Raw genomic sequence first — 26,151 nt, 5'->3', positions numbered from 1 at the left:
ACTTCATGAGGAGAAATAGCACAGCGAGAAAATAAACTGCTTATTGAAGCAGTAGTAGCCATGAAATGGAAGGTCGGGCAATTTGGCGGTTAAAGAGGTTTGGTTATTTCCAATCAGCTCGAAGCGAAATTGTCCTGAGTTTTTACTCTCAGGCAGCAGCGTGATTTGTGCTTCTAGAAAATCGAAATACACCTGAACAAAGGGGAAGCAGCATTTAAACAAGCTCTCTTTGATGCTGAATATCAGAGCATCAGGTAGGTGGCTAGACGATTTGATTAAGTTCTGTTCGTCACCTGTGTAGATGCTTGTAAAAAGGTGTGAGGCGAGGGGGACATTGCGTTCTACGTCGATCCCTAAGCTTGCGATGTCACTTTTTAATGCACAACCCGCGAGGCAAATACCATCAGTGTGACTGATGCTGCCACTGATTGGCTGAGGGAATAAAGGCTCTCTGGATTTTCCCGTCAAAATGAGCGGGGAGTTCCCGTTATCTTGGCTCAAGGTGAGCATTTGTATGGCGGCACGAGCCGCGTTGCGTCCTGCTCTGAATTCTCGCTGGCGTTTAGCTATCGACTTATGAATTTGTTGCTCTTCCTCGGGAAAGCCCAATTTGGAATACATCTCCGGTGTGGCTTTTACGATGTGAACCCTTGGACTGACACTTTCTAATTGAAGACAGAAAGGGTCGAGAATGTTACCCAGCTCGGTGCTTTTCAATGTGTTGCAGTTCAAAAATATAGCCCAGCTCAAATCTAAATGTAAATACGAGTAGTAATGATTGTCATTTATACATTCGTTTATTAGAGTTTGCGAGCTCAATTTATTTATAAAATAGATATAAGGATATGCAGTGAATAGTTTAGTTAAAAAGCCCACATTTATGCCGACAGTGCTTGCCGGTGCACTTTTGACGGCACTCAGTGGTCATGCAGTTGCTAACGATAAAGATGATGTTGTGGAAATGGAGCGCATGGTTGTGACAGCGTCTTTAACACAACATTCAGAGTTGACTGCACCGGCATCAGTGTCGGTAATTACCGCTGACGATCTCGCTAAGATGCCGGTAAAAGACATTTCAGAAGCGGTGCGTAGTGCTACCGGGGTGAGTGTGTTGAGTAGTACAGCTTACGGTCGTAACACCATTCGTATTCGTGGTCTGGATTCTAAGCACACCTTGGTTTTGATTAACGGTCGTCGTATTAACTCTCAAGATGCTTTGATTCGTGGTAACGATTTTGACTTATCAAGCATCCCACTGACTGCGGTTCAGAGAATTGAAGTGGTTCGCGGTCCGGTTTCTTCCCTGTATGGGTCTGAAGCGATGGGTGGTGTGGTCAACGTTATCTTGAAGTCGCCAACCAAAGAGACATCAGGTTCTGTTGGTTTGGAATACGAAAGCATTCTTGAAGGCGACGGTGGTGATGGTGTTAAAGGTCATGCTTACGCTAGTGGTGAACTCGCACAAAACCTTGAAGGCAGCATCATTGTTGAAAGCTCTTCAAGAGATCCGTGGCGTACCGATACTAACCCGACCTTTGATGCATTAGAAAAGAAAGACACCACCAATGTATTTGGTGAGATGGCTTGGCAGCTTACTGATGAACAGCGTTTGATCGCCGATGTGATTTACACCAACGATGAGCGTGAAGCGGATTGGGTCCATCCTCGTTCGGGTGCGCAAACAAATTCTCAAGACTCAACGCGTTGGAACTACGGACTGACGCATGAAGGTGCATGGGAGTCTGTGGATACACAAGTACGTTTGTATGGCGAAAATATGAAGCTTGATGATGCAAGTACGGCGTACACCAATGGCGCTGCTGATGTTGAGCTACAAAACAACACGCTTGATTTTAAAGTTTCTGGTTTGTGGCGTGACTCACATGAGTGGGTGTTTGGTGGCGAATACCGTACTTCTGAATTGGAAAACAGCCGAGATGTACCATCAGGCGACATCGATAACTATCAAGGCGCGGTTTTTGTTCAGGGTGAGTTCGATCTCGATAAATTGGCGCTGACACTTGGTGGTCGTCAAGACTTCCATGAAGTGTATGGTAGTCACTTCAGTCCAAGAGCATATGCAGTTTATAGCTTCACCGATGAATTTGTGTTCAAAGGTGGTGCGGGTGGTGGTTTCCGTGCGCCGGGTATGATGGAAAGCAGCGATCAAGTACGTGTAATCAGTTGTGGTAACCGTTGTTGGTTAACGGGTAACGACGATCTAAAACCTGAAGAATCAGAAAGCTACGAAGCCGGTTTTGCTTATGAGTCCACGTCTATGGGTGTTGGTTTGATGTACTACTACACGGACTTTAAGAACAAGATTGAACGCGACCTAACCAAGCCAGTTGGTGCGGTTGGTAAAATGCCTATCTTCACTTACCAAAACATCGGTAAAGCAGAGATCAAAGGTATCGAGCTTGAAGGTTGGTATGATATTACTGACAGCATCAACCTAAAGGGTAACTACACCTACACGGACGCGAAAGACAAGAGCACGGGTGATACGCTCATGAAGACGCCAGAGCATCTTGCAAATCTTGATTTGAACTGGGAAGTGTTTGATGCATTCACTACGTTTGCGCGAGTAAACTACGTTGGTGAACAGGTGATCACAAACCAAAGCCGTGAGAACAAAACAGTAGATGGCTACACGCTTGTCGGTCTTGGTGTTGCTTATGACTTCCAACAGCTCAATCTTAAAGCTGGCTTGAACAACATCTTTGATGTCGAGCTTGATGATGAAGACGACTACTACGGTTATTCAGAGAAAGGTCGCAGTGCATACGTAAGTGCAACTTACCTATTCTAAAGCGAATACTGGTTTGATCTAACAAGCAGCCTCCTAGCCGGAAGCTGCTTTTTTATTCCGCTTTAATCGCTTTTCATTTCGCTGAGCGACTCGGTGACTTTGACTTGGACAATGCGATTATTCTTCACGTGTAGTATCTCAAATTGCCATTGTTGATATTCGACGGTTTCTCCTTGAGTCGGCACGCGCCCAATTAACCACGTCAAAAAACCATTCAATGTTTGGAATCCTTCTATTTCTTCGCCTTCAATATGGTTCAACGTTAGTTTGTACTTCAACTCGTTAAGTGGGATCAGCGCATCCATGATCCAACTGCCATCTTTCTGTTTCTTTGCCCAGAGTTGCTGTGGTGCCATGCCCAATTCACCAGCGATGGATTTAAGCAGATCGTAGTGAGTTACTAGTCCTTGCACATCGCCATATTCGTCGACGATAAACACCATCTCGGTACTGGTTTGTTGCATGTAATTGAGCAGTGGTAGACCTTTCATTGATTCGGGTACGAAGCGCGACCGTTTCAACAGCTTGGCTAAGCGAGAAATGGATAGCTCATCGTATTCATCTAATAACGCCTTAGAGGAAACGGTGCCGATAATGTTATCTAACCCTCCTTTGCAGACGGGCCAAACAGAATGCTGAGTTTGACGTAGATTCCTCAAAATCGCATCGAGAGGTAAATCTAAATCGAGATAATGGATATCGCATCTTGGTGTCATGAGTGAAAGTGCTAGTCGGTCATTAAGGTGGAGCAAGTTACGGATCATCAATTGTTCTTGAGGCTCAATAGCACCACATTCGGAACCTTCGCTAACGACAGCAAAGATGTCCTCTTCTGTGACGATTTCGCCTGCGTTGTTTTGGCGTAGAAGCTTAAGTAGTGTGTCGGTCGAAACGGTCAGTAGCATGACAAATGGCGTGGTCAGTTTTGCTAGCCAGTGGATTGGGTAGGCAACGATGACAGCGATGCGTTCGGCATTGTTTTGTGCAAAACGCTTTGGCACGAGCTCACCAATCACGATGGCGAAGTAAGTGATCATGACCACCACAATTGCCGTTGAAAGGATATTTGCTATCTCACGCTCTAAACCTTGTGCGACGAGCCAATGCCCGAATGGAACTGAGAGGGTTGCTTCACCAAAAATACCGCTGAGGATGCCAATGACGGTGATGCCGATTTGTATAGTAGAGAGAAATTGAGTGGGGTTATTCTTAAGCTCTAAAGCAAGACGAGTGGAAGAGCTGTGTTCGGCTGACTTTTTCAGTCGACCGCTTTTGGCAGTCACTAATGCAATCTCAGACATGGCGAACACACCATTGAGCGCGATTAATCCAACCAGTAATAAAATGTCCATGAAGTTTTCCAGTGATGCACACCCTAGCAGCATAACGAGGTTCAAATACAAGAAACGTGAAGTGGCGAATAAATCATCACGCTGTAACAATTGAATGACTGATTAAAAGGATAGAATTTCTTTGTCGCCACGAGTAGATTTCAGTAAGCCTCTGCTGGAGACAGATAGATTCTGTTACTTAGTTCGGATTCTGATACACTACGCGCCCATTTCTTCGTTGAGACGTTTGTATGCCATTTTCTAAGCTTGGTTTAAGTGCTTCTATCACAGATGCTGTGAAGGCGCTGGGTTACGAAAAACCGACTTCTATCCAACAAAAAGCCATTCCTATTGTTCTGCGTGGTAGCAACCTAATTGCCGCAGCACAAACGGGGACAGGTAAAACTGCCAGCTTTGTATTACCAATCTTAGAAAAACTGAGCCACGGCGAAACGCAACGTAAAAAGCGTGCACGTGCGATCATCCTAACGCCAACGCGCGAATTGGCTCTTCAGGTTCATCAGAGCATTGAAGCATATGGCAAAAATCTACCATTGCGTTCTATGGCGATGTTCGGTGGTGTGGATTACGCACCGCAAAAACAAGCGTTGATTGAAGGCGTAGACATTGTCGTAAGCACTCCAGGTCGTTTGATTGATCTATACGGTCAGCGTGCTATTCACTTTGATGAAGTGGAAATGCTGGTCCTAGATGAAGCTGACAAAATGTTGGATATGGGCTTTATTGATTCGATTGATAAGATCATCGATTGCATGCCAGAAGATATTCAAAGCTTGCTGTTCTCCGCGACCTTATCTAACCCAGTTCGTGATTTGGCAAAGAATGCAATTGTTGATCCTGAAGAAATCACCATTGCAAAGCACAGCGCGTCTAAGTCAAACATTAAGCAATGGATCACCACCGTTGATAAAGACATGAAATCTTCACTACTGAGCCATATGTTGAATGAGAACGACTGGTCGCAAGTGTTGGTGTTCATCGAGACAAAACATGGCGCAGCGAAACTGGTTACTCAATTAGAGAAGCGTGGCATTGTGGCTGAAGCTTTCCACAGTGGTCGTAACCAACGTGTTCGCCAAGAACTGATTGAGAAGTTCAAAGCCGGTGAAATCCAATACTTAGTGGCAACGGGTGTGGCGGCACGTGGTATCGATATTGATAACTTGCCTGTCGTGATTAACTACGATCTACCTTACCCAGCCGATGAATATGTACACCGCATTGGTCGTACTGGTCGTGCTGGTGCAGAGGGCGAGGCGATTTCACTGGTATCGAAAGACGATTTCAAAAACCTGTGCATGATCGAAAGCCGCCTTGGTCATTTGCTAGAGCGTGTAGAAATTGAAGGTTTTGCACCGAGAAAACCTGTGCCAATTTCGATTCTGAACTACGTTCCGAAGAACAAGCGTAAGCCGCAAGATCAACGTCCACGTCGCGAAAATGGTGATAAACGTAACGCTAAATAACGTTTGATAGCTCTTTTCTACATGATAAGCCGCACCTCGATGCGGCTTATTTTTTACTTTTTTCTTTTCTCTCTGGCTTTTTGTTCAACGTGGTCTCAGTTTTCTTTCTTTATTTGATAGCGAAAACCATGCACAGATGAAGTGTGAAGCATGTAGTTATTCTTTTGATTTAATTGCTAATAATTAGGAAAACTCGTTCAATGTGTCTTACGCTTTGGTTAGATCTTGCGCGAAGGTTTGAGTTAGGGTTTTGTCAATTTTTTGTCGTCATGTTTGCAGATGGTGAGGAATAGGCGCAGACTTTCGCGCCTGCTATTCAACGCATAAATGAGGCACGAATGAAAACTGGTGATAAGCAATTTGCTGTAATTGGTCTAGGTCGTTTCGGCTTGGCCGTTTGTAAAGAACTGCAGGATTCAGGTTCACAAGTTTTGGCGGTAGACATTAACGAAGACCGAGTGAAAGAAGCGGCGGGATTTGTTAGCCAAGCCATCGTAGCGAACTGTACTCATGAAGAGACAGTCGCAGAACTCAAGCTTGATGATTATGACATGGTCATGATTGCTATCGGTGCAGACGTCAATGCCAGCATCCTCGCAACACTTATCGCAAAAGAAGCGGGTGTGAAATCGGTTTGGGTAAAAGCGAATGATCGCTTCCAAGCACGTGTTCTACAAAAAATCGGTGCAGACCACGTCATCATGCCAGAGCGTGATATGGGTATTCGTGTGGCGCGTAAGATGCTGGACAAACGTGTGTTGGAGTTTCATCCACTAGGCAGTGGATTAGCTATGACAGAGTTTGTGATTGGCTCTCGTTGGATGGGCAAAACACTTGGTGATTTAGCCTTATGTAAGGTGGAAGGTGTACAAGTACTTGGCTTTAAACGCGGTCCAGAAATCACCAAAGCACCGGATCTCAATTCAACGCTGGAGATCGGCGATCTCATCATTGTTGTGGGACCCCAAGACAAACTTGCGAGCAAGTTGAAATCACTATGAAGCAATTTCATCAGAGAGGCGTGTTTTACGCCCCAGATGGCAAACGAGATAAAGCGAAAGGTGGCGAACCGCGCATTATATTGCTGAGCTTTCTCGGTGTGTTATTGCCTTCTGCTGTTTTGCTGACCCTGCCGATTTTTTCTGTAACCGGGCTTTCTATCACTGACGCTTTGTTCACCGCGACTTCGGCTATCAGTGTAACGGGGCTTGGTGTCGTAGATACCGGGCAGCACTTTACCTTGGCGGGTAAAGTGCTATTGATGTTCTTAATGCAAATTGGTGGGCTAGGGCAGATGACGCTGTCTGCGGTGCTGCTGTATATGTTTGGTGTTCGTTTGAGTTTGCGTCAACAAGCACTTGCGAAAGATGCATTAGGGCAAGATCGCCAAGTCAACTTACGTAAATTGGTCAAGAAAATCGTTGTCTTTGCTCTGATTGCTGAGACCATTGGATTTATCTTCCTCTCTTTCCGCTGGGTGCCAGAAATGGGCTGGCAAACAGGCATGTTTTATGCGCTGTTTCATTCTATTTCAGCATTCAATAACGCAGGATTTGCGTTGTTCTCCGATAGTATGATGAGCTTTGTTAACGACCCGGTGGTGATTTTCACCCTAGCGGGTTTGTTTATCTTCGGTGGCTTGGGCTTCACCGTGATCGGTGATTTATGGCTGCATTGGCGTAAAGGCTTTCACTTTTTGCATCTGCACACCAAAATCATGTTGATCGCGACACCTGCATTGCTTGGTGTCGGTACTATTTTGTTTTGGCTACTGGAAAGACATAACCCAAATACCATGGCGTCTTTGCCTGTTGCGGGGCAATGGTTAGCGGCTTTCTTCCAATCGGCAAGTGCACGTACCGCTGGGTTTAACAGCGTAGATTTGGCTCAGTTTACCCAACCTGCTTTGTTAGTGATGATCGTACTGATGTTGATTGGTGCGGGCTCAACCTCTACAGGTGGTGGTATTAAAGTGTCGACTTTTGCAGTGGCATTTATGGCAACATGGGCGTTCTTGCGCCAGAAAAAGCATGTTGTGATCTTTAAACGCACGGTGAATTGGCAAACCGTAACCAAGTCATTAGCGATTATCGTGGTAAGTGGCGCTATCCTCACCACTGCGATGTTTTTGTTGATGATTACTGAGAAAGCCGCGTTTGATAAGGTAATGTTTGAAACCATTTCTGCCTTTGCGACGGTAGGTTTGACGGCTGGATTGACAGCAGAACTGTCGGAACCAGGTAAGTACATCATGATCGTTGTGATGATCATCGGTCGTATTGGTCCATTGACACTAGCCTACATGCTGGCGCGACCAGAACCGACATTAATTAAATACCCAGAAGATAACGTTTTAACAGGTTAATTGCATTTTAATCTTTTAATATTAATAACTTACGCGAGAGTTTTGATTATTCGGTTCTCGCGTTTTTTATAAAATTAGTGAGCGAATGCAAATAATTTCGATCTACTCCTGTCACAGCATTTCATTCCTTCTCGATTTCTGTACTATTTCATAGCTCCACCATATATAACTTGTTGTAATCATTTGCATATGAGATGCATGGCTTACACATCGAACTCATGGAGCTGAAGTTTGAAGTTAAAGACTCTCGCACTCACCATGTTGACCGCGCTGATTTCTGGTCACGGCATGGCAACCACACCCCCATCTCCTATTTGGCAACCCGTGACTCTCAGTGATGGGACGGTCAGTGAAATTCTGGTTCGCGGTACCGCTAGTTTCTACTGGCATGAAGATAAGCAAGGAAATGCATTAATCAAAGACGGTGATACTTGGTTTTTTGCTGAGATCAAGCGAGAAGCGGATCGGCCGCTACTTGTCTCGACTGGAGTAGAAAAAACACAATCTGCAATCGCTCCACAAGTATCGAAAAACCGCCCTGATGTACTATTAAAACCTTCTCTTTCTTCTTTGAGAACACTAGAACCCCAAGCTCGTGCAAACTTGATGCGCCAAGCTCAGCAAGGATACCGAGCAATGAGTTCATCGAGTGTGGTTCAACAGCCTTTGCTGGTGGTTGAGGTGTCGTTTAATAACCAGACTATGGTTAACGATTTTCAACAGTTGGTGTTTGGCGAAAATCGTCAAAGCGTGGTGGATTATTATGACAAGAACTCACATGGAAAGTATCGCGTCGTACCAGCGAAGGAAAGCTATGGCACTGCGGATGATGGCGTTATTAGTGTCACGGTGAACCAAAACCATCCTAACTGTAGCACCAAAACCAGCGGTGATGCTTGTAATACCAAGCTTAAGGCGGTTTTTTCTGAGGCGTACCAAAAGCTAGACCAATACATCAACTTAGCTCAATACGACACCGACAGCAGCGGTCGTGTCGAACCAACAGAGCTCTCGGTTATGTTTGTTTTTGCTGGTGGGGACTTGGCGGCAAACCAGCTAGATCGTCCTTCTATATGGCCGCACAAATACTCACATGATACGGTGTCAATCGACGGAACTACCATCAGAGACTACTGTGTGTTTGCTGACTTTCAGCAGACGCATCAATCCACATTGGGGGTGATCGTCCATGAACTCGGTCACCTGATGCTTGGGTTACCGGATTTGTACTCTTACAACAGCGATGCATCTATTGGCCAGTGGGGCGTGATGGGTGGTGGTTCTTGGGCGAAGAAAGAAGGCGACCGTTATGCTGGAGATACACCGGTCAACATGAGTGCTTGGAGTAAGCATGCTGCGGGCTTTGTACTGCCGGACATTGCGCAATCCAGCGATGAATCTGCTTCGGTTGAAAATGGGCAAGTGAAGCTCGTTTATCTTGATCCTTATCTTAAAGAGTTCGGTCCTCGTATCTACCTTGAGAATAGACGGTTTGAAGGGTACGACCGAGCATTGGTATCAGAAGGGGTGTTGGCAACGTCGGTGAATATCTTAAATCGATTCAACGATGTCGGTGATATGCAGGTGCAGATCATGCAAGCTGACGGACGCAAACAATTGGAAGCCGGTTTTCCTAGCGACGATCGAGATCTTTATCCAAATGGTGGCACGAGCATTTCTGACGATTCCAACCCTAGTTTGACCGGCATAGCAGGCTTTAACACGGGTGTTCGTATCTCAAATATCTCAAGTGAATCAAACTCGGCAACGTTTTCACTAACCATGCCAAGTGAACCAAACAAGTCGGCGTGGCAAAACTCGTTCCATCGAGGATATGTTTACCCAAGCTCTGATGACGCTTTGGCTGTCTCTTTGGATCTTAAAGTGGCTTCAGAATTGGATGGCTTGCAACTTTATGTGACACCTAATGACAATGCTGGGGTGATGAACTACAAGGTATGGCGTTTCCCACATCCTGGATTTGAATCGTTCAGTTTGCAGTTCGATCAAAATGAGGCGCAGCTTCTGCAGGCAGGCTCACTTCGTAGCAGCACTCGTATTCTGTTTGAACAACCAAGTCGCATAACGGCAGGTAAGCATTTGCTTGTGGTTGAAATTGAGAACGGGCGTTTTGAATCTAACTATAACTTTAGAAGCACCTTAGCGACGGAACAAGAAACAGTGCCAACGATTTGGGCAGGAGATCGTGAACGTATTTACTCTTCAGGTTTAATGCGTCAAAACTTCTCGTACATTCCTTTTGGCGCGCTGTTTGATATTGATTCAAGCAATATCGTAGAGGCTAAAACGGACACGGTGACGACGGACAAAAACGTGCCTGTAACGCTTGCGCTTACGTCGAATGACTTTATTGCCCCTGGCTATCAATTCAATGTGGAATACACGCAACAACCTACGCATGGCACATTGAGCGGCACCCAATACACACCTAAAGAAAACTTCGTGGGTAATGACAGTTTCCAATATCGTCTTGTTTCTTCAAATGGTGCGCTGAAATCGCTGCCAGTGACGGTGCAAGTGCGTGTGAATGGTCAAAATGAGGCGCCAACAGCCAATGCCGAAGTTGATTCCAGTAGCATGACAGCGAACGGGCAAGGCAGCTTGTCAGCTTCTTCAAGCTCTGACCCTGATGGTGATGCGCTTAACTATAGATGGCAGCAAACGACGGGTACTAAAGCCATTATTTCAGATGCGAATAGTGTGAACGCGAAGTTTACTGTGGCGCAAGGAACGAAGGCGGGTGAGACGCTTACCTTCCAAGTGACGGTCACGGACCCTAGCGGTTTGTCTGCAACCGCGACGGTTAGTGTTGATGTTGAGAACACGCCGCCGGTTACTAATCAAGATAGCGCCAGTGTTGAGTCTGGAAAGAGCATTATGATCAACGTGCTCGCCAATGATTCAGATTTCAATGAAGATCGCTTAGTGTTGCAGAGCGTGAGTAATCCATCCGGCGTGGGAACGGCAAGTGTGGTGGATGGAAAGATCCAATACCAAGCACCTCAAGATCAAGTGACGAATGTTCAACTGGAATACACCGTGTCGGATGGGAATGGTGGCTTGGCGACTGGCTCAGTGAATGTGTCAGTGGTGGCTTCGGTAAGCAGCTTAAGTTTTGACAATTCGGATAGTGGCGGTGGTGCTTTGTCTTACTGGGCACTATTGTTATTGGGGCTGTTTGGCTGGCGTCGTCGCGAGCAATAAGCGTCTCTTGTTCATTCATTAAAGCCACTCAGCCGAGTGGCTTTTTTATTTCTTTAGTTGTCTCGTCCCGTAGTACAGTGACGCGTTGTGAAGTCATCTCATGTTGGTCTGTCGTTATCGGTATTTCGTAAATACCCATGAATAATTCGTGGCTGAAGAGAAATCTGTTCAGCGCTTATACTCACGTTTAGGAAGTCGTTTTATTAAGGAACCACTATGTCCATCTGGGAAGGTGTTAATTTCACCCATCGCTTCAGTGACCTGCCATCTGCGTTTTTCACTTATGTCACGCCACAGCCTTTAGATAACACACGTTGGGTTGTTTGGAACGGAGAATTAGCGAAGCAATTTGGCTTACCAGAAAGCGCGAATGAAGAGTTGTTGAATGTGTTTGCAGGGCAAAACGAATTTGCATCATTTGCTCCTTTGGCAATGAAGTACGCAGGGCATCAATTTGGCGTGTACAACCCGGATTTAGGTGACGGTCGCGGGTTGTTACTGGCTGAGATGCAACACCAAAATGGTACTTGGTTTGATATTCACCTCAAAGGAGCAGGGCTCACGCCGTACTCACGGATGGGGGATGGTCGGGCAGTATTGCGCTCTACGATCCGCGAATATCTGTGCAGTGAAGCCATGGCCGGGTTAGGCATTCCTACGACCAGAGCGCTTGGCATGATGGACAGCGATACGCCTGTTTACCGTGAGAAGATGGAATATGGCGCGCTACTTATTCGAATTGCTGAAACGCACATTCGCTTCGGTCACTTTGAGCATTTTTTCTACACCAACCAACTTAGTGAGCAAAAGTACCTCGCTGATAAAGTCATCGAGTGGTATTTCCCAGATTGTTTAGAAGTGGAGAAACCATATGCTGCCATGTTCGAGACCATCGTGGAGAAAACCTCAGTGATGATTGCGTACTGGCAAGCCTATGGTTTTGCCCACGGTGTGATGAATACCGACAACATGTCGATACTTGGGCAAACTTTTGATTATGGACCGTTTGGCTTCCTCGACGACTACGATCCTAATTACATCTGCAACCATTCGGACTACCAAGGGCGGTATGCCTTTGAACAGCAACCACGTATCGCTCTTTGGAACCTTTCGGCTTTAGCACATTCTTTGTCAGCGCTTGTGCAACGGGAAGAGCTGGAGACCGCACTAGAAAAGTTTGAAATGCGCCTTAGCCAGAAGTTCAGTGAATTGATGCGCGCCAAACTCGGTCTTTTGACCAAAATAGAAGAAGACGGACGCTTGTTCGAAGCCATGTTTGAACTGTTAAACCAAAACAAAACAGACTACACGCGATTCTTCCGTGAGTTGTCTAACTTAGACGTTAACTCGTCCCAAGCTGTGATTGATTTGTTTATTGATCGAGAAGCTGCAAGTGCATGGGTAGACTTATATCTTGCCCGCTGTGAGTTGGAAGTGGACGAGCGCGGTGAGTGCGTATCAGCAGAAACTCGCTGTGAAAAGATGCGTCGAGCGAATCCAAAATACATCTTGCGTAACTACCTAGCTCAACTTGCCATTGATAAGGCAGAGGAAGGAGACTTCAGTGAAGTAAGCCGTCTGGCTGAATTGCTCAAGCGTCCTTATGACGAGCAGCCAGAGTTGGATGACTACGCCAAACTGCCTCCAGAGTGGGGGAAAAAGATGGAAATTAGCTGCTCTTCTTAAATGTGTCATTCTCCACCCATCACGCAGATTAGCATGGGTGGATTTAACCCCTTTTTGCTCTGGCTAACTTTTGACTTTAACTTAACTTGCTGATTTTAAATTGATAATTTAGTTGGTCTACAACTTGCTCCTTGTTGAACATCTGTACCCATCACCCTCTGCCCGTTTGGTATTCATGGAAAGGATGGGATGTGATTCAACAAGGAGAATAATAATGTTCAAGCCTCTAACCCTTTTGTCTGTATCTGCTCTAGCCATCACCAGCTTTAATGCTGCTGCAAACTGTGACCCTGGTGAAACCGTGATCAAGTTCAGTCACGTAACGAACACAGATAAACACCCTAAAGGCATTGCTGCCTCGCTACTGGAAAAGCGTGTAAATGAAGAGATGAACGGCAAAGTTTGCATGCAGGTCTTCCCTAACTCGACGCTTTACGACGACAACAAGGTGCTTGAAGCTCTGCTTAATGGTGATGTTCAACTCGCTGCCCCTTCTCTTTCTAAGTTTGAGAAATTCACCAAGAAATACCGCATCTTCGACCTTCCTTTCCTTTTTGAGGATGTGGCGGCTGTCGACCGTTTCCAAAACTCGGAATCCGGTGAAAAGCTAAAAAATGCAATGAAGCGTCGTGGCTTGCAAGGTCTGGCATTTTGGCATAACGGTATGAAGCAAATGTCTGCCAACAAGCCATTGATGTTGCCTAGCGATGCGGAAGGTTTGAAGTTCCGTGTACAAGCTTCCGACGTATTGGTGGCTCAGTTCGAACAGCTTGGTGCAAACCCTCAAAAAATGTCATTTAAAGAAGTGTATGGCGGTCTTCAAACCAAAGTTATCGATGGTCAGGAAAACACATGGTCGAACATTTACGGTAAGAAGTTCTTCGAAGTACAAGATGGCATTACTGAAACCAACCACGGCATCCTAGATTACTTAGTTGTGACATCGAACGATTTCTGGAAAAAGTTACCAGACGATCAGCGCGAACAGCTTAATACCATTATTCAAGAAGTGACGGCTCAGCGTAATGCCGAGTCAACCAAGGTGAACCTTGCGAATAAGAACAACATCATTGAAGCCGGTGGTGTGGTTCGTACTTTAACGCCTGAGCAGCGTCAAGAGTGGGTGACGGCACTGCAACCTGTGTGGAAGAAATTCGAGAAAGACATTGGTTCAGATCTTATCGATGCCGCTCTTGCTTCCAACCAATAATCAAACAGCCCAAGTTCTTTGGGCTCATAAGTAAAAAGCACTAAGCACTACGATTGGTCCTCGCGTACTCCAATATGGAGGAGGGGGACCCTTTTATCCCAATAATGACGTGATGTAATTATGGAACAGACTTTTTTTTCCAAGGCAGGACGAGTCACCGATGCGATTGAAGAAACGCTGATCGCGTTCTTTCTTGGTGCAATGACGTTGCTGACTTTTGCCAATGTTATTTTCCGCTATGTCTTTAACGACAACATCCTTTGGGCACTTGAGTTGACGGTATTCATGTTCGCATGGATGGTTCTGGTCGGTGCCTCTTACGGTGTGAAGAAGCACTTTCATATCGGTGTTGATGTCATCATTAACATGGTCCCTGAAGGCAAACGTAAGATCCTCGCACTGCTTGCTGCTGTGTGTTGTTTGGCATTTTCCATTCTACTGTTAATCGGCTCTTGGAATTACTGGTATCCGTTTGTCACTGAGCGTGCATGGTATGAAACCGACGATATTCCTATGCCTGAGATGTTTCAGTTTCTAGCGGACTGGCTCAACGAAGGGGAACGCTATGAGAAGCTTCCTCGTTTTATTCCTTACTTTGCTTTACCTCTTGGTATGGCACTTCTGACTTTTCGTTTTGTACAAATCACATGGCAGATCGCGACGGGTAAGTTAGACCGTTTGATTGCAGGTCATGAAGCAGAAGAAGAGTTGGAAGCACTTAAAGAAGAATTGAGCGAAGCCGCTGATGCGATTCCAAACGGCTCTTCGTCATCAGATCGCAAGGAGCAATAAATCATGGATATTCTGTTGTTATTCTTGATGGTCATTGGCTTCATGTTGATTGGTGTGCCAATTGCTGTCTCACTGGGTCTGTCCAGTATTCTTTTCTTATTGATGCACTCAGATGCTTCTCTTGCATCGGTAGCACAAACCTTATTTAACGCGTTTGCTGGCCACTACACCTTGTTAGCGATACCTTTCTTTATTTTGGCCTCTAGCTTTATGTCTACGGGTGGCGTTGCCAAGCGCATTATCCGCTTCGCGATTGCCATTGTAGGTTGGTTCCGCGGTGGGTTAGCGATGGCATCAGTTGTGGCTTGCATGATGTTTGCTGCACTTTCTGGCTCGTCCCCTGCGACGGTGGTTGCGATCGGTAGTATCGTTATCGCTGGTATGATCAAAAACGGTTACTCCAAAGAGTTTGCTGCAGGCGTGATCTGTAATGCGGGTACGCTGGGTATTTTGATTCCTCCTTCGATTGTGATGGTGGTGTACGCCGCTGCAACTGATGTGTCGGTTGGACGTATGTTCCTTGGTGGTGTGATTCCAGGCTTACTTGCGGGAGTGATGTTGATGATCGCCATTTACATTGCCGCACGAATCAAGAACTTGCCCAAACAGCCTTTCGTGGGTTGGAAAGAAACCTTTGATGCCGCCAAAGATGCGAGCTGGGGTCTGTTGTTGGTGGTGATCATTTTGGGTGGTATCTATGGCGGTATTTTTACCCCAACAGAAGCGGCGGCAGTGGCGGCGGTGTATTCCTTCTTCATTGCCAACTTCGTATACAAAGACATGGGGCCCTTTGCTGATAAGCAAAATAGTAAACCAGCCTTAGTTAAAGTGTTCCAGACTTTCGTTCATAAAGACACCAAACACACCTTGTATGAAGCGGGCAAGCTGACCATCATGTTATTGTTTATCATTGCCAACGCTTTGATTCTTAAGCATGTGCTGACAGAAGAACGCATACCGCAAATGATCACTGAATCTATGCTGTCGGCGGGGCTAGGTCCTATTACTTTCTTGATTGTCGTGAACGTGCTGCTGTTGATTGGTGGTCAGTTTATGGAACCTTCTGGCTTGTTGATCATTGTGGCACCGCTAGTGTTCCCAATAGCGATCGCTCTGGGCATCGATCCGATTCACCTTGGCATCATGATGGTCGTTAACATGGAAATTGGCATGATTACGCCACCTGTTGGACTTAACTTGTTTGTGACTGCTGGAGTCGCCAAAATGTCGATGATGAATGTGGTTAAAGCGGCGCTACCGTGGGTGGCGGTGATGTTCTTATTCCTCATTATCGTGACGTACGTTCCTTGGGTGTCAACTTGGTTGCCAACGACGCTGATGGGACCGGAAATCATTACTAAGTAGCGGTGAGCAAGTGAACGGTAAGAGCCGAAACAGTTAAAACAAAAGAGGTGTGACGATTCACACCTCTTCGTTTATTGACTTATAGGAAGGTCTACGAGGGTCGGGATTGACTCTGCGCTCGTAACCAAGCCACTTCTTTCTATTTTTGCGCCGATCTTCACCGGATCGCCTTTCTTCCTGATAATGCCCGTCGACCATCACGGTATCTGTGATAACGGGTATCCTGATTTTCTCTGTCATATCCATATGAACCATTAAACTCTCGTTAGTAAAAAGTATGATTCAAGTTGGATATAACAACAAACCGCAAACGGCGTTTTATTTATATAGATCTTTATCTATCTGATAGCGTTGCATTTTGTCGTACAGGGTTTTTCGAGGCACATTCAATTGTTCCATCGTTTGCTTGATACTCCCGCTGTTCTCCAGTAGAGCACTCTCTATGGCTGCTTTTTCAAACTCTGCCACTTGTTCAGAAAGGCTCGATGGGGAAGTAGGTGTGCACGAAGCGTCGCCTAGCTGTATCAGCTTCCCAAGTAAAACAAATCGTTCTGCCGCGTTACGTAACTCACGTACATTACCCGGCCAATCATGTGCCATTAACTGAGCCAAATCTTGTGAGGAGAGGCTAGGGGAGGTTTTCCCATAGCGTGATGCGGCAACCAGTAAAAAGTGGTGGAATAGTGCGGGAATATCTTCCTTACGCTCGCGCATCGGCGGTAAATCCAGTGTTACCACATTGAGGCGATAATAGAGGTCTTGGCGAAATGTGCCTTGTTCAGAGGCTTGCTTTAAGTCCACCTTTGTTGCTGCAATCACTCGAATATCCAATGGCAATAACTCATTGGAACCAACCCGCTCAATCACTCTTTCTTGCAAAACGCGCAGTAAACGGATTTGTGCTTGAACTGGCATAGATTCGATTTCATCCAAAAATAACGTGCCACCCTGTGCGAATTCAAACTTACCGATACGACGACTTTCTGCTCCGGTAAACGCCCCTTTTTCGTGACCATAAAGCTCACTTTCGATGAGGTTCTCAGGTACTGCCCCACAGTTTACCGCGACAAAGTTTTGGTTCCGACGAGAGCTTTGTTCGTGCAGAGAGCGAGCTATCAGTTCTTTACCTGTCCCCGTTTCTCCAAACAGCAATATATCCGCATCGGTGTCAGCAATGTGAGTGATGGTTTCACGTAGCAGTTGGATACTTTCGGTTTCTCCAATAATACGCGGTCCCAAGGTTTGACTGGCTTTCAGGGATTGACGCAGTTTCTCATTTTCATTAGTCAGTTTGCGTTTCTCAATTGCACGTTTGACGGTTTCTACCAGATGCTCAGGTGCAAATGGTTTTTCAATAAAGTCATAGGCTCCTTGATGAAGAGCTTGAACTGCCATTGAAATGTCGCCGTGTCCTGTGATCATGATGACGGGTAAATTTGGGTCGCGCTGGGTTAATGTGGTCAGTAAATCCATACCAGAAATGCCCGGCAAACAGATGTCGGTGACGACCACTCCCGAGCCTTCTCCTTGTTGCATCGCGATTAAAGCCGACTCTGCATCCGGAAAAAACTTGGCTTCTATGTCTGCCAGTTCAAAGGTTTGTTCGATCGCCAGTCTGAGATCGGCTTCGTCATCAATAAAAAACACCTGACACATAGTTCAATCCTTTTGTTATGTGGTGTGTGATGAAATAAGAGGTAAGCAAATGGAGAATCGAGCTCCGCCTTGCTCTCGATTCTGGGCGCTTAATTTGCCATTCATACCAGCTAAAATTTGTTGCGATATCGAGAGCCCTAAACCTAAGCCATTTTGCTTGGTGGTTAAAAAGGGTTCGCATAGCTGTGAAAAGGTGAACTCTCCGAGCCCCGTGCCATTATCATCGACATAAATCCATACGAGTTCGGCTTGTATATCTTTTTCGATAGACAAATGGACTTGCTTGTTTTCTTGCCCTTTGGTCGCTTCTATTGCGTTGGTCAATAAGTTCACCAGCACTTGTTCGAGTTGAATTGTGTTGATCTGCACTTCTACGTCTTGTTCTATGAGTTTGGTACTTAATGTCACTCGGGCTGATTTGAATGCCGGCTTCATCAGTTCTTTTGCGGAGGCGATAACGGGCAGAAGGTGAGTTTGCGCCAGCTCGTTACCACTGGTCTTCTTAGCAAAAGAGCGCAGCTGCTGACTGATGTTCGCCATTCTGTCGGTCAGGGCGGATATACGCGTTAAGTTATCTTCCGTCCGTTCATATTTCTCTTTGTGCAAGAAAAGCTTACCGTTTTCAGCAAAACTGCGAATGGCGGCGAGGGGATTATTGAGTTCATGACTGATGCTTGCCGACATTTGTCCCAGCACAGCAAGTTTTGCGGCTTGCACCAGCTCGTCTTGGGTAACGCGTAAGGTTTGCTCTGTCTCGATACGTTGTGCTATCTCTGCTTGCAATTCAGCGGTGCGAGCCATTACCTGATATTCCAATTTCTGATTTGCTTCTTGCTGAATGCGTTCGATTTGTCGATGCCGCTGCTGGCGATGATAAATGAGCTGCCCAACGAGAAAGAGCACAGTAAAAACAAGCGTGAGAACAAGCAAATAGCCCATAGTGAACCAGATGACAGATTGCTTAGGAGAAAGCACTCGGATAGTGAGTTTGAGGTTTTCTAAAGGTAAGGATGAAACCACTAGTGTCCCTTTGTTATAGGGGTAGCCTTGCTTCGCTTCGGTATGCGCTAAGCTCATGTCACCGACGAATCCAAGTGAGTCGATTGTGGTGTTCAAATATTGCCTGCTTGCCCACACCTCTGCTGCAGTTGGCTCTTCGAGAGGCTGCAGGCTTTTGAACAACCAGTCATTGCGACTGCTCATAAATACAATACCGTTCGGGTCACTTGCTACGAAAACGCTGTTGGGTTGTTGCCAGTTGTCCTCTATCTTACTCAGATCCATTTTAACCACGACGACGCCGAGCACCCCCCCAGCATAGACAATAGGGTAAGAGTAGTAATAACCACGCTTACCCGATGTTGAACCCAGCGCGTAATATTGGCTGCGTTGCCCTGTAATCGCTTGTTTAAAATAGGGACGAAAGGCGAAGTTGCGTCCGACGAAAGAACGTTCTTTACGCCAGTTGCTTGCAGCGATCGTTGTTCCCCATTTATCTATTAAATAGGTGTCAGCCGCTTCAATGACGCCATTGACCGATTCTAAGTATCGATTGGTGATTTCAAGTTGTGCGCTATTTTCTGGGTTAAGCAGCGCTTCGACCAAAGGTTCATCCTTAGAAAGCAGGTGTGGGATGTGAGCATATTTATCTAACTTATTTTGAATATGGCTAGAAAAGCGCTCCAACTGTGATTGATGCTTGTCGAGTAATGACTGGTAGCTATGGCTCCAAACCCAGTGACCACCGATGAACGCGCAGAGGAAATAGAAGGCGAAAAAAATCAGTATAATACGGTTTCTCTGCGACATCCCTCGCTCCTTGACACCTTCCTTTTGTCACGTAAGAAAATGTTAATAGTTTGTAGAGATGAATAGGGATTTAGTTTCCAACTCTGTGGAGTAAAACAAGAGCAAGATCTCTTTTTAGGCTTTTCAATAAAAAAAGCTGTCGATTCTCTTGAAAAAGTCGCTATTGTCCCCATTCTAGATATGCTGACAGCGATGAAGCGGTGTTCAAATCGCATTTTTCGCTAATTCTGGGGTCAGTATTCGAGAATTTAGCGCAGACAATGTCCACATAGTGGCTATTGGCTCGACAGGGTAGCGACAGATCGCTAGAATGTCGCGTCTAAAAATTCTGTCCTGAGGCTAATAGGAGATACCTTTGGTGATAACACCGAAGATATCACTGATTAGTCCGATGTTGATTTTCAGCATCGATACTCGATTTTAAATTAGGTGTTCGGACAGGACACTACACAAGGATGAAGCGTGAACTCCGGAGAGTCTCGCTCATACGCTCGGACAAACCGAGCCACTTTAGAGGTTTATAAATAATGCAAGTTACTGTTGAAACGCTAGAAGGCCTAGAGCGCCGTCTAAACATTACTGTTCCAGCTGCAAACATCGAAGACGCTGTAACAGCTGAACTACGCAACATCGCTAAAAACCGTCGTTTCGATGGTTTCCGTAAGGGTAAAGTGCCTCTAAAAATGGTTGCTAAGATGTACGGCAAAGCAGTACGTCAAGACGTTCTTGGTGAAGTTATGCAACGCCACTTCATCGAAGCGATCGTAAAAGAGAAAATCAACCCAGCTGGCGCTCCAACTTTCGCTCCAGTTGAAAACAACGAAGGCGCAGACCTAGTTTTCACTGCAACTTTCGAAGTTTACCCAGAAGTTGAGCTTAAAGGTCTAGACAGCATCACTGTTGAAAAACCAACAACAGAAGTTAAAGATGCAGACGTAGAAGAGATGATCGAAACTCTACGTAAGCAACAAGCTACTTGGGCAGAAGTTGAAGAAGCTGCAGAAGCTGGTAAGCGTGTAAGCATCGATTTCGTTGGCTCTATCGACGGTGAAGAGTTCGAAGGCGGTAAAGCTGAGAACTTCCCACTAGAAATGGGCGCAGGTCGCATGATCCCAGGTTTCGAAGACGGTATCGAAGGTAAAACTAAAGGTATGGAATTCGAAATCGACGTAAACTTCCCAGAAGATTACCACGCTGAAAACCTAAAAGGTAAAGCAGCTAAGTTCGCAATCAAAGTGAACAAAGTTGAAGCTCGTGAACTACCAGAACTAAACGACGAGTTCGTTTCTAAGTTCGGTGTTGCTGAAGGTGGCGTTGAAGCACTTAAAGCTGAAGTTCGCAAGAACATGGAGCGCGAACTTAAGCAAGCTGTTAAGAACCGCATCAAAGAGCAAGCTATCGACGGTCTAGTTGAGCAAAACGAAATCGACGTACCAGCTGCACTTATCGACCAAGAAATCCAAGTTCTACGTCAACAAGCTGCACAACGCTTCGGTGGTAACCCAGAAGCAGCTGCACAGCTTCCACGTGAACTATTCGAAGAGCAAGCTAAACGTCGCGTAGTTGTAGGTCTTCTACTAGGCGAAGTAATCAAGTCTGAAGAACTAAAAGCTGACGACGAGAAAGTGAAAGCGCTAATCGAAGAAATGGCAACTGCTTACGAAGATCCATCAGAAGTTATTGCTTACTACGAGCAAAACGAGCAAATGATGAACAACATGCGTAACGTTGCTCTAGAAGAGCAAGCTATCGACGCGATCATCGCTAAAGCACAGGTTACTGAGAAAGAAGTAAGCTTCAACGAGCTACTTAACCAACAACCTGCTGCTTAATAAGCAATATCTTGCGTAGAAGGTTGACTTAACGTCGACTATTCTGCTAACAATGGTCCGTATGATACACATCATCCGGGCCATTTATTTTAGGGACATAAGAATATGAGCTACCAAGAAAAAAACGCAATGTCGCCAATTATTGACGCGCTAGTGCCAATGGTGGTTGAACAAACTTCCCGCGGCGAACGCTCTTACGACATTTACTCACGCTTGCTTAAAGAGCGCGTGATCTTTTTAACTGGTCAAGTGGAAGACCACATGGCAAACCTTGTCGTGGCTCAGCTACTTTTCCTAGAATCTGAAAATCCAGATAAAGATATTTTCCTATACATCAACTCGCCAGGCGGCAGCGTGACTGCAGGTATGTCTATCTACGACACAATGCAGTTCATCAAACCAAATGTAAGCACAGTATGTATGGGTCAAGCTTGCTCTATGGGTGCGTTCCTGCTTGCAGGTGGTGCGCCAGGCAAGCGTTACGTTCTGCCTAATTCACGTGTGATGATCCACCAACCACTAGGTGGCTTCCAAGGTCAAGCTTCTGATATTCAAATTCATGCTCAGGAAATCCTGACTATCAAGCAGAAGCTAAACAACCTATTAGCAGAACATACTGGCCAGCCTCTTGAAGTGATTGAGCGCGATACTGATCGTGACAACTTCATGTCGGCAGATCAGGCAGTAGAATACGGTATTGTGGATGCAGTGTTGAGCCATCGCGGCGAGTAATTTAGCCAGCGCATTTTGGCTAAATTTGATATACACTCATTCATAAAGAGTAAAGGCTAAGAGGTTAGCGAATGACAGATAAAAGCAAAGAAAGCGGCAGCGGCAAATTGCTGTACTGCTCTTTCTGTGGCAAAAGTCAGCACGAAGTTCGCAAGCTAATCGCAGGTCCGTCAGTTTACATTTGCGACGAGTGTGTCGACTTATGTAACGATATCATTCGCGAAGAAATCAAGGATGTTCTCCCTAAGAAAGAATCTGAAGCGTTACCAACGCCAAAACAGATCCGTGAACACCTTGATGACTATGTGATCGGACAAGATTACGCGAAAAAAGTGCTCGCAGTTGCGGTATATAACCACTACAAGCGTTTACGCAATGGTGATACAACGAGCGAAGGTGTGGAACTTGGTAAAAGTAACATCCTTCTAATTGGTCCTACTGGTAGTGGTAAAACACTGCTTGCTGAGACACTAGCTCGATTCCTGGATGTGCCATTTACAATGGCTGACGCTACCACACTAACCGAAGCTGGTTATGTTGGTGAAGACGTTGAAAACATCATCCAGAAGCTTCTGCAAAAATGTGATTACGATGTAGCGAAGGCTGAACGCGGCATTGTATACATTGACGAAATTGACAAGATTTCTCGTAAAGCTGAAAACCCATCAATTACGCGTGACGTATCTGGTGAAGGTGTTCAGCAGGCGCTACTAAAACTTATCGAAGGCACGGTTGCATCGGTTCCACCACAAGGTGGTCGTAAGCATCCACAGCAAGAATTCCTACAAGTGGACACGTCTAAGATCCTGTTCATCTGTGGCGGTGCATTTGCTGGTCTAGATAAAGTGATTGAACAACGTGTAGCAACAGGCACAGGTATTGGTTTTGGCGCAGAAGTGCGCTCGAAGAACGAAACCAAAACCGTTGGTGAACTATTTACTCAGGTAGAACCTGAGGATCTAGTGAAGTACGGTTTGATCCCTGAGTTCATTGGTCGTCTGCCTGTAACAACAACACTGACAGAGCTTGATGAAGAAGCGCTAATTCAGATCCTATGTGAACCGAAGAACGCGTTGACCAAGCAATATGCAGCATTGTTCGAACTAGAAGACGCAGAACTTGAGTTCCGTGAAGACGCGTTGCGTGCTATCGCTAAAAAAGCGATGGAGCGTAAGACGGGTGCTCGTGGTCTACGTTCAATCTTAGAAAGCGTTCTGTTAGAAACCATGTATGAACTGCCATCAGCGACTGACGTAAGTAAAGTCGTGATTGATGAATCAGTAATTAACGGTGAATCAGAACCATTGCTCATCTACAGCAATGCCGATAATCAGGCAGCTGGAGCAGAATAAATTCAGCCATAAATAAAAAGGAGGTAAGTAATTACCTCCTTTTTTTATTTCTTTTATTGAATCCAAATAATTAGCCCCCATATACTGCCTTAAGTAATACGTTAAACGTGAAAGCGGAAGAGAGAATTATATGAACTTGGAACGTTCCGAGCGTATCGAGATCCCGGTATTACCTCTACGTGACGTAGTGGTATACCCACACATGGTTATTCCATTGTTTGTTGGTCGTGAGAAATCGATTAGCTGTCTAGAAACAGCGATGGAAACAAACAAACAAGTTCTGCTTGTGGCACAAAAGCAAGCTGACACTGACGAGCCGACGGTTGAAGACCTATTCGAAGTAGGTACAGTTGCAACCATTCTTCAACTTCTTAAGCTACCTGATGGCACAGTAAAAGTGCTCGTTGAAGGTCAGCAGCGCGCTAAAATCAACCATTTCAAAGAGAGCGAATTCTTCCTTGCTGAAGCGGAATTTGTGGTAACACCTGAATTGGATGAGCGTGAGCAAGAAGTGATTGTTCGCAGTGCGATTAACCAATTTGAAGGCTTCATCAAACTAAACAAAAAAATCCCACCAGAAGTACTGACTTCTCTAAGCGGTATTGATGAAGCTGCGCGTCTAGCAGATACCATTGCTGCGCACATGCCTCTTAAGCTGGTGGACAAACAACAAGTACTTGAAATTATTGATGTAACTGAACGTCTAGAATTCCTAATGGGTCAGATGGAATCAGAAATCGATCTTCTTCAAGTAGAAAAGCGCATCCGCGGTCGCGTTAAGAAGCAGATGGAAAAGTCTCAGCGTGAGTACTACCTGAATGAGCAAATGAAAGCGATTCAGAAAGAACTTGGTGAGATGGAAGATGCGCCTGACGAGTTTGAAACGCTGAAGCAAAAGATTGAAGAATCGAAAATGCCTCAGGATGCACGTGAAAAGACAGAACAAGAGCTGCAAAAGCTTAAGATGATGTCTCCAATGTCTGCAGAAGCGACAGTTGTTCGCAGCTACATCGATTGGATGGTAAGCGTGCCTTGGAACAAGCGTTCTAAAGTGAAGAAGAACTTGGCGAAAGCAGAAGAGATTCTAAACGAAGACCATTACGGTCTAGAGCGTGTGAAAGAGCGTATTCTTGAGTACTTAGCGGTGCAGAACCGTATCAACAAGCTGAAAGGTCCAATCCTTTGTCTTGTAGGTCCTCCTGGTGTTGGTAAAACATCTCTAGGTCGCTCAATTGCAGCGGCAACGGGTCGTAAATACACGCGTATGGCATTGGGTGGTGTACGTGATGAAGCGGAAATCCGTGGTCACCGTCGTACTTACATCGGCTCTCTGCCGGGTAAGCTAATTCAGAAAATGTCGAAAGTTGGTGTGAAAAACCCGCTGTTCCTTCTGGATGAAATCGACAAAATGTCTTCAGATATGCGTGGTGATCCATCATCAGCACTATTAGAAGTTCTAGACCCAGAGCAAAACAATGCGTTTAACGATCACTACCTAGAGGTAGATTACGATCTTTCTGACGTTATGTTCGTTGCTACATCGAACTCGATGGACATTCCTGGACCGCTATTGGATCGTATGGAAGTGATTCGTCTTTCTGGCTACACAGAAGACGAGAAACTAAACATTGCAAAACGCCACCTTGTTGATAAGCAAGTTAAGCGTAATGGTCTGAAACCAAACGAGATTACCATCGAAGATTCTGCAATCATCGGTATCATTCGTTACTACACGCGTGAAGCGGGTGTACGTAGCCTAGAGCGTGAAATTTCTAAGATCTGTCGTAAAGCAGTGAAGAACATCCTGCTTGATTCAAGCTTGAAGTCAGTGACAGTTACGATGGATAACCTGAAAGAATACCTAGGTGTTCAACGTCATGACTTTGGTAAGGCAGATGACAGCAACCGTATTGGTCAAGTAACTGGTCTCGCTTGGACTCAAGTGGGCGGCGATCTACTGACGATCGAAACGGAAGCGATGCCAGGTAAAGGTAAGTTGACGCAGACAGGTTCTCTTGGCGACGTAATGAAAGAGTCTATCCAAGCGGCGATGACGGTTGTACGTTCACGTGCTGAGAAGTTGGGTATTAACTCAGACTTCTACGAGAAACGTGATATTCACGTACACGTACCAGAGGGTGCGACACCAAAAGACGGTCCAAGTGCGGGTATCGCAATGTGTACTGCGCTAGTTTCTAGCTTGACAGGTAACCCTGTGAAAGCAGAAGTGGGTATGACGGGTGAAATCACTTTACGTGGTGAAGTTCTACCTATCGGCGGTCTAAAAGAGAAGTTACTTGCGGCACACCGTGGCGGCATCAAAACGGTACTGATTCCGAAAGACAATGAGCGTGATTTGGAAGAGATTCCAGAAAATGTTATCGCGGATCTGAAGGTTATCCCGGTACAGTGGATCGACGAAGTTCTTAAAGTTGCACTTGAGCGAGACCCGACGGGCGTTGAGTTTCAGCCTCAAAAATAGTGATGTGTAGCAAAA

18 protein-coding genes and 1 pseudogene are annotated in these 26,151 nt (G+C 45.7%); 14 read left to right on the top strand and 5 right to left on the bottom strand.

What is annotated here, in order from left to right:
- Positions 1 to 3 precede the first annotated feature (3 nt).
- Positions 4 to 876 carry a 4'-phosphopantetheinyl transferase family protein gene (locus tag AACR11_RS28515; protein WP_033001275.1) on the bottom strand — a complete coding sequence of 291 codons (873 nt, stop codon included), beginning with the start codon at positions 874 to 876 and terminating at the stop codon, positions 4 to 6.
- Here AACR11_RS28515 and AACR11_RS28510 point away from each other — a divergent pair.
- Entirely contained in the window at positions 851 to 2,812 is a 1,962-nt protein-coding gene (locus AACR11_RS28510) for a TonB-dependent receptor domain-containing protein (protein ID WP_029788631.1), read from the top strand. The genes AACR11_RS28515 and AACR11_RS28510 overlap by 26 nt on opposite strands.
- A gap of 62 nt (positions 2,813 to 2,874) precedes the next feature.
- Here the strand turns inward: AACR11_RS28510 and AACR11_RS28505 are convergent, their stop codons facing one another.
- The gene (locus tag AACR11_RS28505; protein ID WP_029788630.1) at positions 2,875 to 4,197 is read right to left on the bottom strand and encodes a hemolysin family protein; all 1,323 of its coding nucleotides are present in this window, start codon (positions 4,195 to 4,197) and stop codon (positions 2,875 to 2,877) included.
- A gap of 197 nt (positions 4,198 to 4,394) precedes the next feature.
- Between AACR11_RS28505 and AACR11_RS28500 the strand changes: the two genes are divergently transcribed.
- The 8 genes from AACR11_RS28500 to AACR11_RS28465 all read left to right on the top strand — a co-directional run bounded on the left by AACR11_RS28500 (position 4,395) and on the right by AACR11_RS28465 (position 16,273).
- Complete coding sequence (locus AACR11_RS28500) at positions 4,395 to 5,630, top strand: DEAD/DEAH box helicase (RefSeq protein ID WP_009702403.1); 1,236 nt, start codon at positions 4,395 to 4,397, stop codon at positions 5,628 to 5,630.
- Positions 5,631 to 5,968: 338 nt separating this feature from the next.
- Positions 5,969 to 6,631 (top strand): potassium channel family protein, encoded by a 663-nt coding sequence (locus AACR11_RS28495; RefSeq protein WP_005446558.1) that lies wholly within the window; start codon positions 5,969 to 5,971, stop codon positions 6,629 to 6,631.
- Positions 6,628 to 7,995: a TrkH family potassium uptake protein gene (locus AACR11_RS28490; RefSeq protein WP_029788629.1), complete on the top strand. Its 1,368-nt coding sequence runs from the start codon at positions 6,628 to 6,630 to the stop codon at positions 7,993 to 7,995. Before AACR11_RS28495 ends, AACR11_RS28490 begins: the two co-directional genes overlap by 4 nt.
- A gap of 231 nt (positions 7,996 to 8,226) precedes the next feature.
- On the top strand, positions 8,227 to 11,220 hold the full coding sequence (locus AACR11_RS28485; RefSeq protein ID WP_079324483.1) for a M6 family metalloprotease domain-containing protein: 2,994 nt from the start codon (positions 8,227 to 8,229) through the stop codon (positions 11,218 to 11,220).
- A 216-nt stretch (positions 11,221 to 11,436) separates the two neighbouring features.
- Positions 11,437 to 12,906, top strand: coding sequence for a protein adenylyltransferase SelO (locus tag AACR11_RS28480; RefSeq protein WP_029788627.1), 1,470 nt, complete (start codon positions 11,437 to 11,439; stop codon positions 12,904 to 12,906).
- A gap of 214 nt (positions 12,907 to 13,120) precedes the next feature.
- Entirely contained in the window at positions 13,121 to 14,116 is a 996-nt protein-coding gene (locus AACR11_RS28475; protein ID WP_009699389.1) for a TRAP transporter substrate-binding protein, read from the top strand.
- 120 nt (positions 14,117 to 14,236) lie between these two features.
- Complete coding sequence (locus AACR11_RS28470; protein WP_005446565.1) at positions 14,237 to 14,908, top strand: TRAP transporter small permease; 672 nt, start codon at positions 14,237 to 14,239, stop codon at positions 14,906 to 14,908.
- Between the two features lie 3 nt (positions 14,909 to 14,911).
- The gene (locus tag AACR11_RS28465) at positions 14,912 to 16,273 is read left to right on the top strand and encodes a TRAP transporter large permease (RefSeq protein WP_038898576.1); all 1,362 of its coding nucleotides are present in this window, start codon (positions 14,912 to 14,914) and stop codon (positions 16,271 to 16,273) included.
- Positions 16,274 to 16,330: 57 nt separating this feature from the next.
- Here the strand turns inward: AACR11_RS28465 and AACR11_RS28460 are convergent, their stop codons facing one another.
- The 3 genes from AACR11_RS28460 to AACR11_RS28450 all read right to left on the bottom strand — a co-directional run bounded on the left by AACR11_RS28460 (position 16,331) and on the right by AACR11_RS28450 (position 19,738).
- A complete protein-coding gene (locus AACR11_RS28460) occupies positions 16,331 to 16,513 on the bottom strand; it encodes a hypothetical protein (RefSeq protein WP_026000132.1) in 183 nt (60 codons plus the stop codon).
- Positions 16,514 to 16,591: 78 nt separating this feature from the next.
- The gene (locus tag AACR11_RS28455) at positions 16,592 to 17,929 is read right to left on the bottom strand and encodes a sigma-54-dependent transcriptional regulator (protein WP_005446569.1); all 1,338 of its coding nucleotides are present in this window, start codon (positions 17,927 to 17,929) and stop codon (positions 16,592 to 16,594) included.
- Positions 17,930 to 17,944: 15 nt separating this feature from the next.
- Positions 17,945 to 19,738, bottom strand: a complete 1,794-nt coding sequence (locus AACR11_RS28450) for a sensor histidine kinase (RefSeq protein WP_029788625.1) — start codon at positions 19,736 to 19,738, stop codon at positions 17,945 to 17,947.
- 39 nt (positions 19,739 to 19,777) lie between these two features.
- On the opposite strand from AACR11_RS28450, the pseudogene AACR11_RS29920 reads away from it, so the two are divergent.
- From AACR11_RS29920 to lon, 5 genes and pseudogenes are all read left to right on the top strand, one after another.
- Positions 19,778 to 19,963: pseudogene (locus tag AACR11_RS29920) on the top strand (hypothetical protein).
- A 302-nt stretch (positions 19,964 to 20,265) separates the two neighbouring features.
- Positions 20,266 to 21,570 carry a trigger factor gene (gene tig / locus AACR11_RS28445; RefSeq protein WP_009698344.1) on the top strand — a complete coding sequence of 435 codons (1,305 nt, stop codon included), beginning with the start codon at positions 20,266 to 20,268 and terminating at the stop codon, positions 21,568 to 21,570.
- Between the two features lie 105 nt (positions 21,571 to 21,675).
- Positions 21,676 to 22,302: an ATP-dependent Clp endopeptidase proteolytic subunit ClpP gene (gene clpP / locus AACR11_RS28440; protein ID WP_005430931.1), complete on the top strand. Its 627-nt coding sequence runs from the start codon at positions 21,676 to 21,678 to the stop codon at positions 22,300 to 22,302.
- Between the two features lie 71 nt (positions 22,303 to 22,373).
- The gene (gene clpX, locus AACR11_RS28435) at positions 22,374 to 23,654 is read left to right on the top strand and encodes an ATP-dependent protease ATP-binding subunit ClpX (protein WP_005430932.1); all 1,281 of its coding nucleotides are present in this window, start codon (positions 22,374 to 22,376) and stop codon (positions 23,652 to 23,654) included.
- A 130-nt stretch (positions 23,655 to 23,784) separates the two neighbouring features.
- Complete coding sequence (gene lon, locus AACR11_RS28430) at positions 23,785 to 26,136, top strand: endopeptidase La (RefSeq protein WP_029788624.1); 2,352 nt, start codon at positions 23,785 to 23,787, stop codon at positions 26,134 to 26,136.
- The last annotated feature ends 15 nt before the right edge of the window (positions 26,137 to 26,151 follow it).

The sequence above is a fragment of the Vibrio sp. L85 genome, from assembly GCF_963871815.1.
Taxonomy (GTDB): Bacteria; Pseudomonadota; Gammaproteobacteria; order Enterobacterales; family Vibrionaceae; genus Vibrio; species Vibrio harveyi.
Note: the sequence above shows the minus strand (reverse complement) of the source record. Positions and strands in the feature narration are given on the sequence as shown.

Excerpts from the sequence above, each read along its gene's own strand:
- AACR11_RS28460 (WP_026000132.1), bottom strand. The coding sequence starts at position 16,513 with ATGACAGAGAAAATCAGGATACCCGTTATCACAGATACCGTGATGGTC.
- AACR11_RS28500 (WP_009702403.1), top strand. The coding sequence starts at position 4,395 with ATGCCATTTTCTAAGCTTGGTTTAAGTGCTTCTATCACAGATGCTGTG.
- AACR11_RS28475 (WP_009699389.1), top strand. The coding sequence starts at position 13,121 with ATGTTCAAGCCTCTAACCCTTTTGTCTGTATCTGCTCTAGCCATCACC.
- AACR11_RS28505 (WP_029788630.1), bottom strand. The coding sequence starts at position 4,197 with ATGCTGCTAGGGTGTGCATCACTGGAAAACTTCATGGACATTTTATTA.
- clpX (WP_005430932.1), top strand. The coding sequence starts at position 22,374 with ATGACAGATAAAAGCAAAGAAAGCGGCAGCGGCAAATTGCTGTACTGC.
- AACR11_RS28455 (WP_005446569.1), bottom strand. The coding sequence starts at position 17,929 with ATGTGTCAGGTGTTTTTTATTGATGACGAAGCCGATCTCAGACTGGCG.
- AACR11_RS28490 (WP_029788629.1), top strand. The coding sequence starts at position 6,628 with ATGAAGCAATTTCATCAGAGAGGCGTGTTTTACGCCCCAGATGGCAAA.
- lon (WP_029788624.1), top strand. The coding sequence starts at position 23,785 with ATGAACTTGGAACGTTCCGAGCGTATCGAGATCCCGGTATTACCTCTA.
- AACR11_RS28495 (WP_005446558.1), top strand. The coding sequence starts at position 5,969 with ATGAAAACTGGTGATAAGCAATTTGCTGTAATTGGTCTAGGTCGTTTC.
- AACR11_RS28480 (WP_029788627.1), top strand. The coding sequence starts at position 11,437 with ATGTCCATCTGGGAAGGTGTTAATTTCACCCATCGCTTCAGTGACCTG.
- AACR11_RS28450 (WP_029788625.1), bottom strand. The coding sequence starts at position 19,738 with ATGTCGCAGAGAAACCGTATTATACTGATTTTTTTCGCCTTCTATTTC.
- tig (WP_009698344.1), top strand. The coding sequence starts at position 20,266 with ATGCAAGTTACTGTTGAAACGCTAGAAGGCCTAGAGCGCCGTCTAAAC.
- clpP (WP_005430931.1), top strand. The coding sequence starts at position 21,676 with ATGAGCTACCAAGAAAAAAACGCAATGTCGCCAATTATTGACGCGCTA.
- AACR11_RS28465 (WP_038898576.1), top strand. The coding sequence starts at position 14,912 with ATGGATATTCTGTTGTTATTCTTGATGGTCATTGGCTTCATGTTGATT.
- AACR11_RS28470 (WP_005446565.1), top strand. The coding sequence starts at position 14,237 with ATGGAACAGACTTTTTTTTCCAAGGCAGGACGAGTCACCGATGCGATT.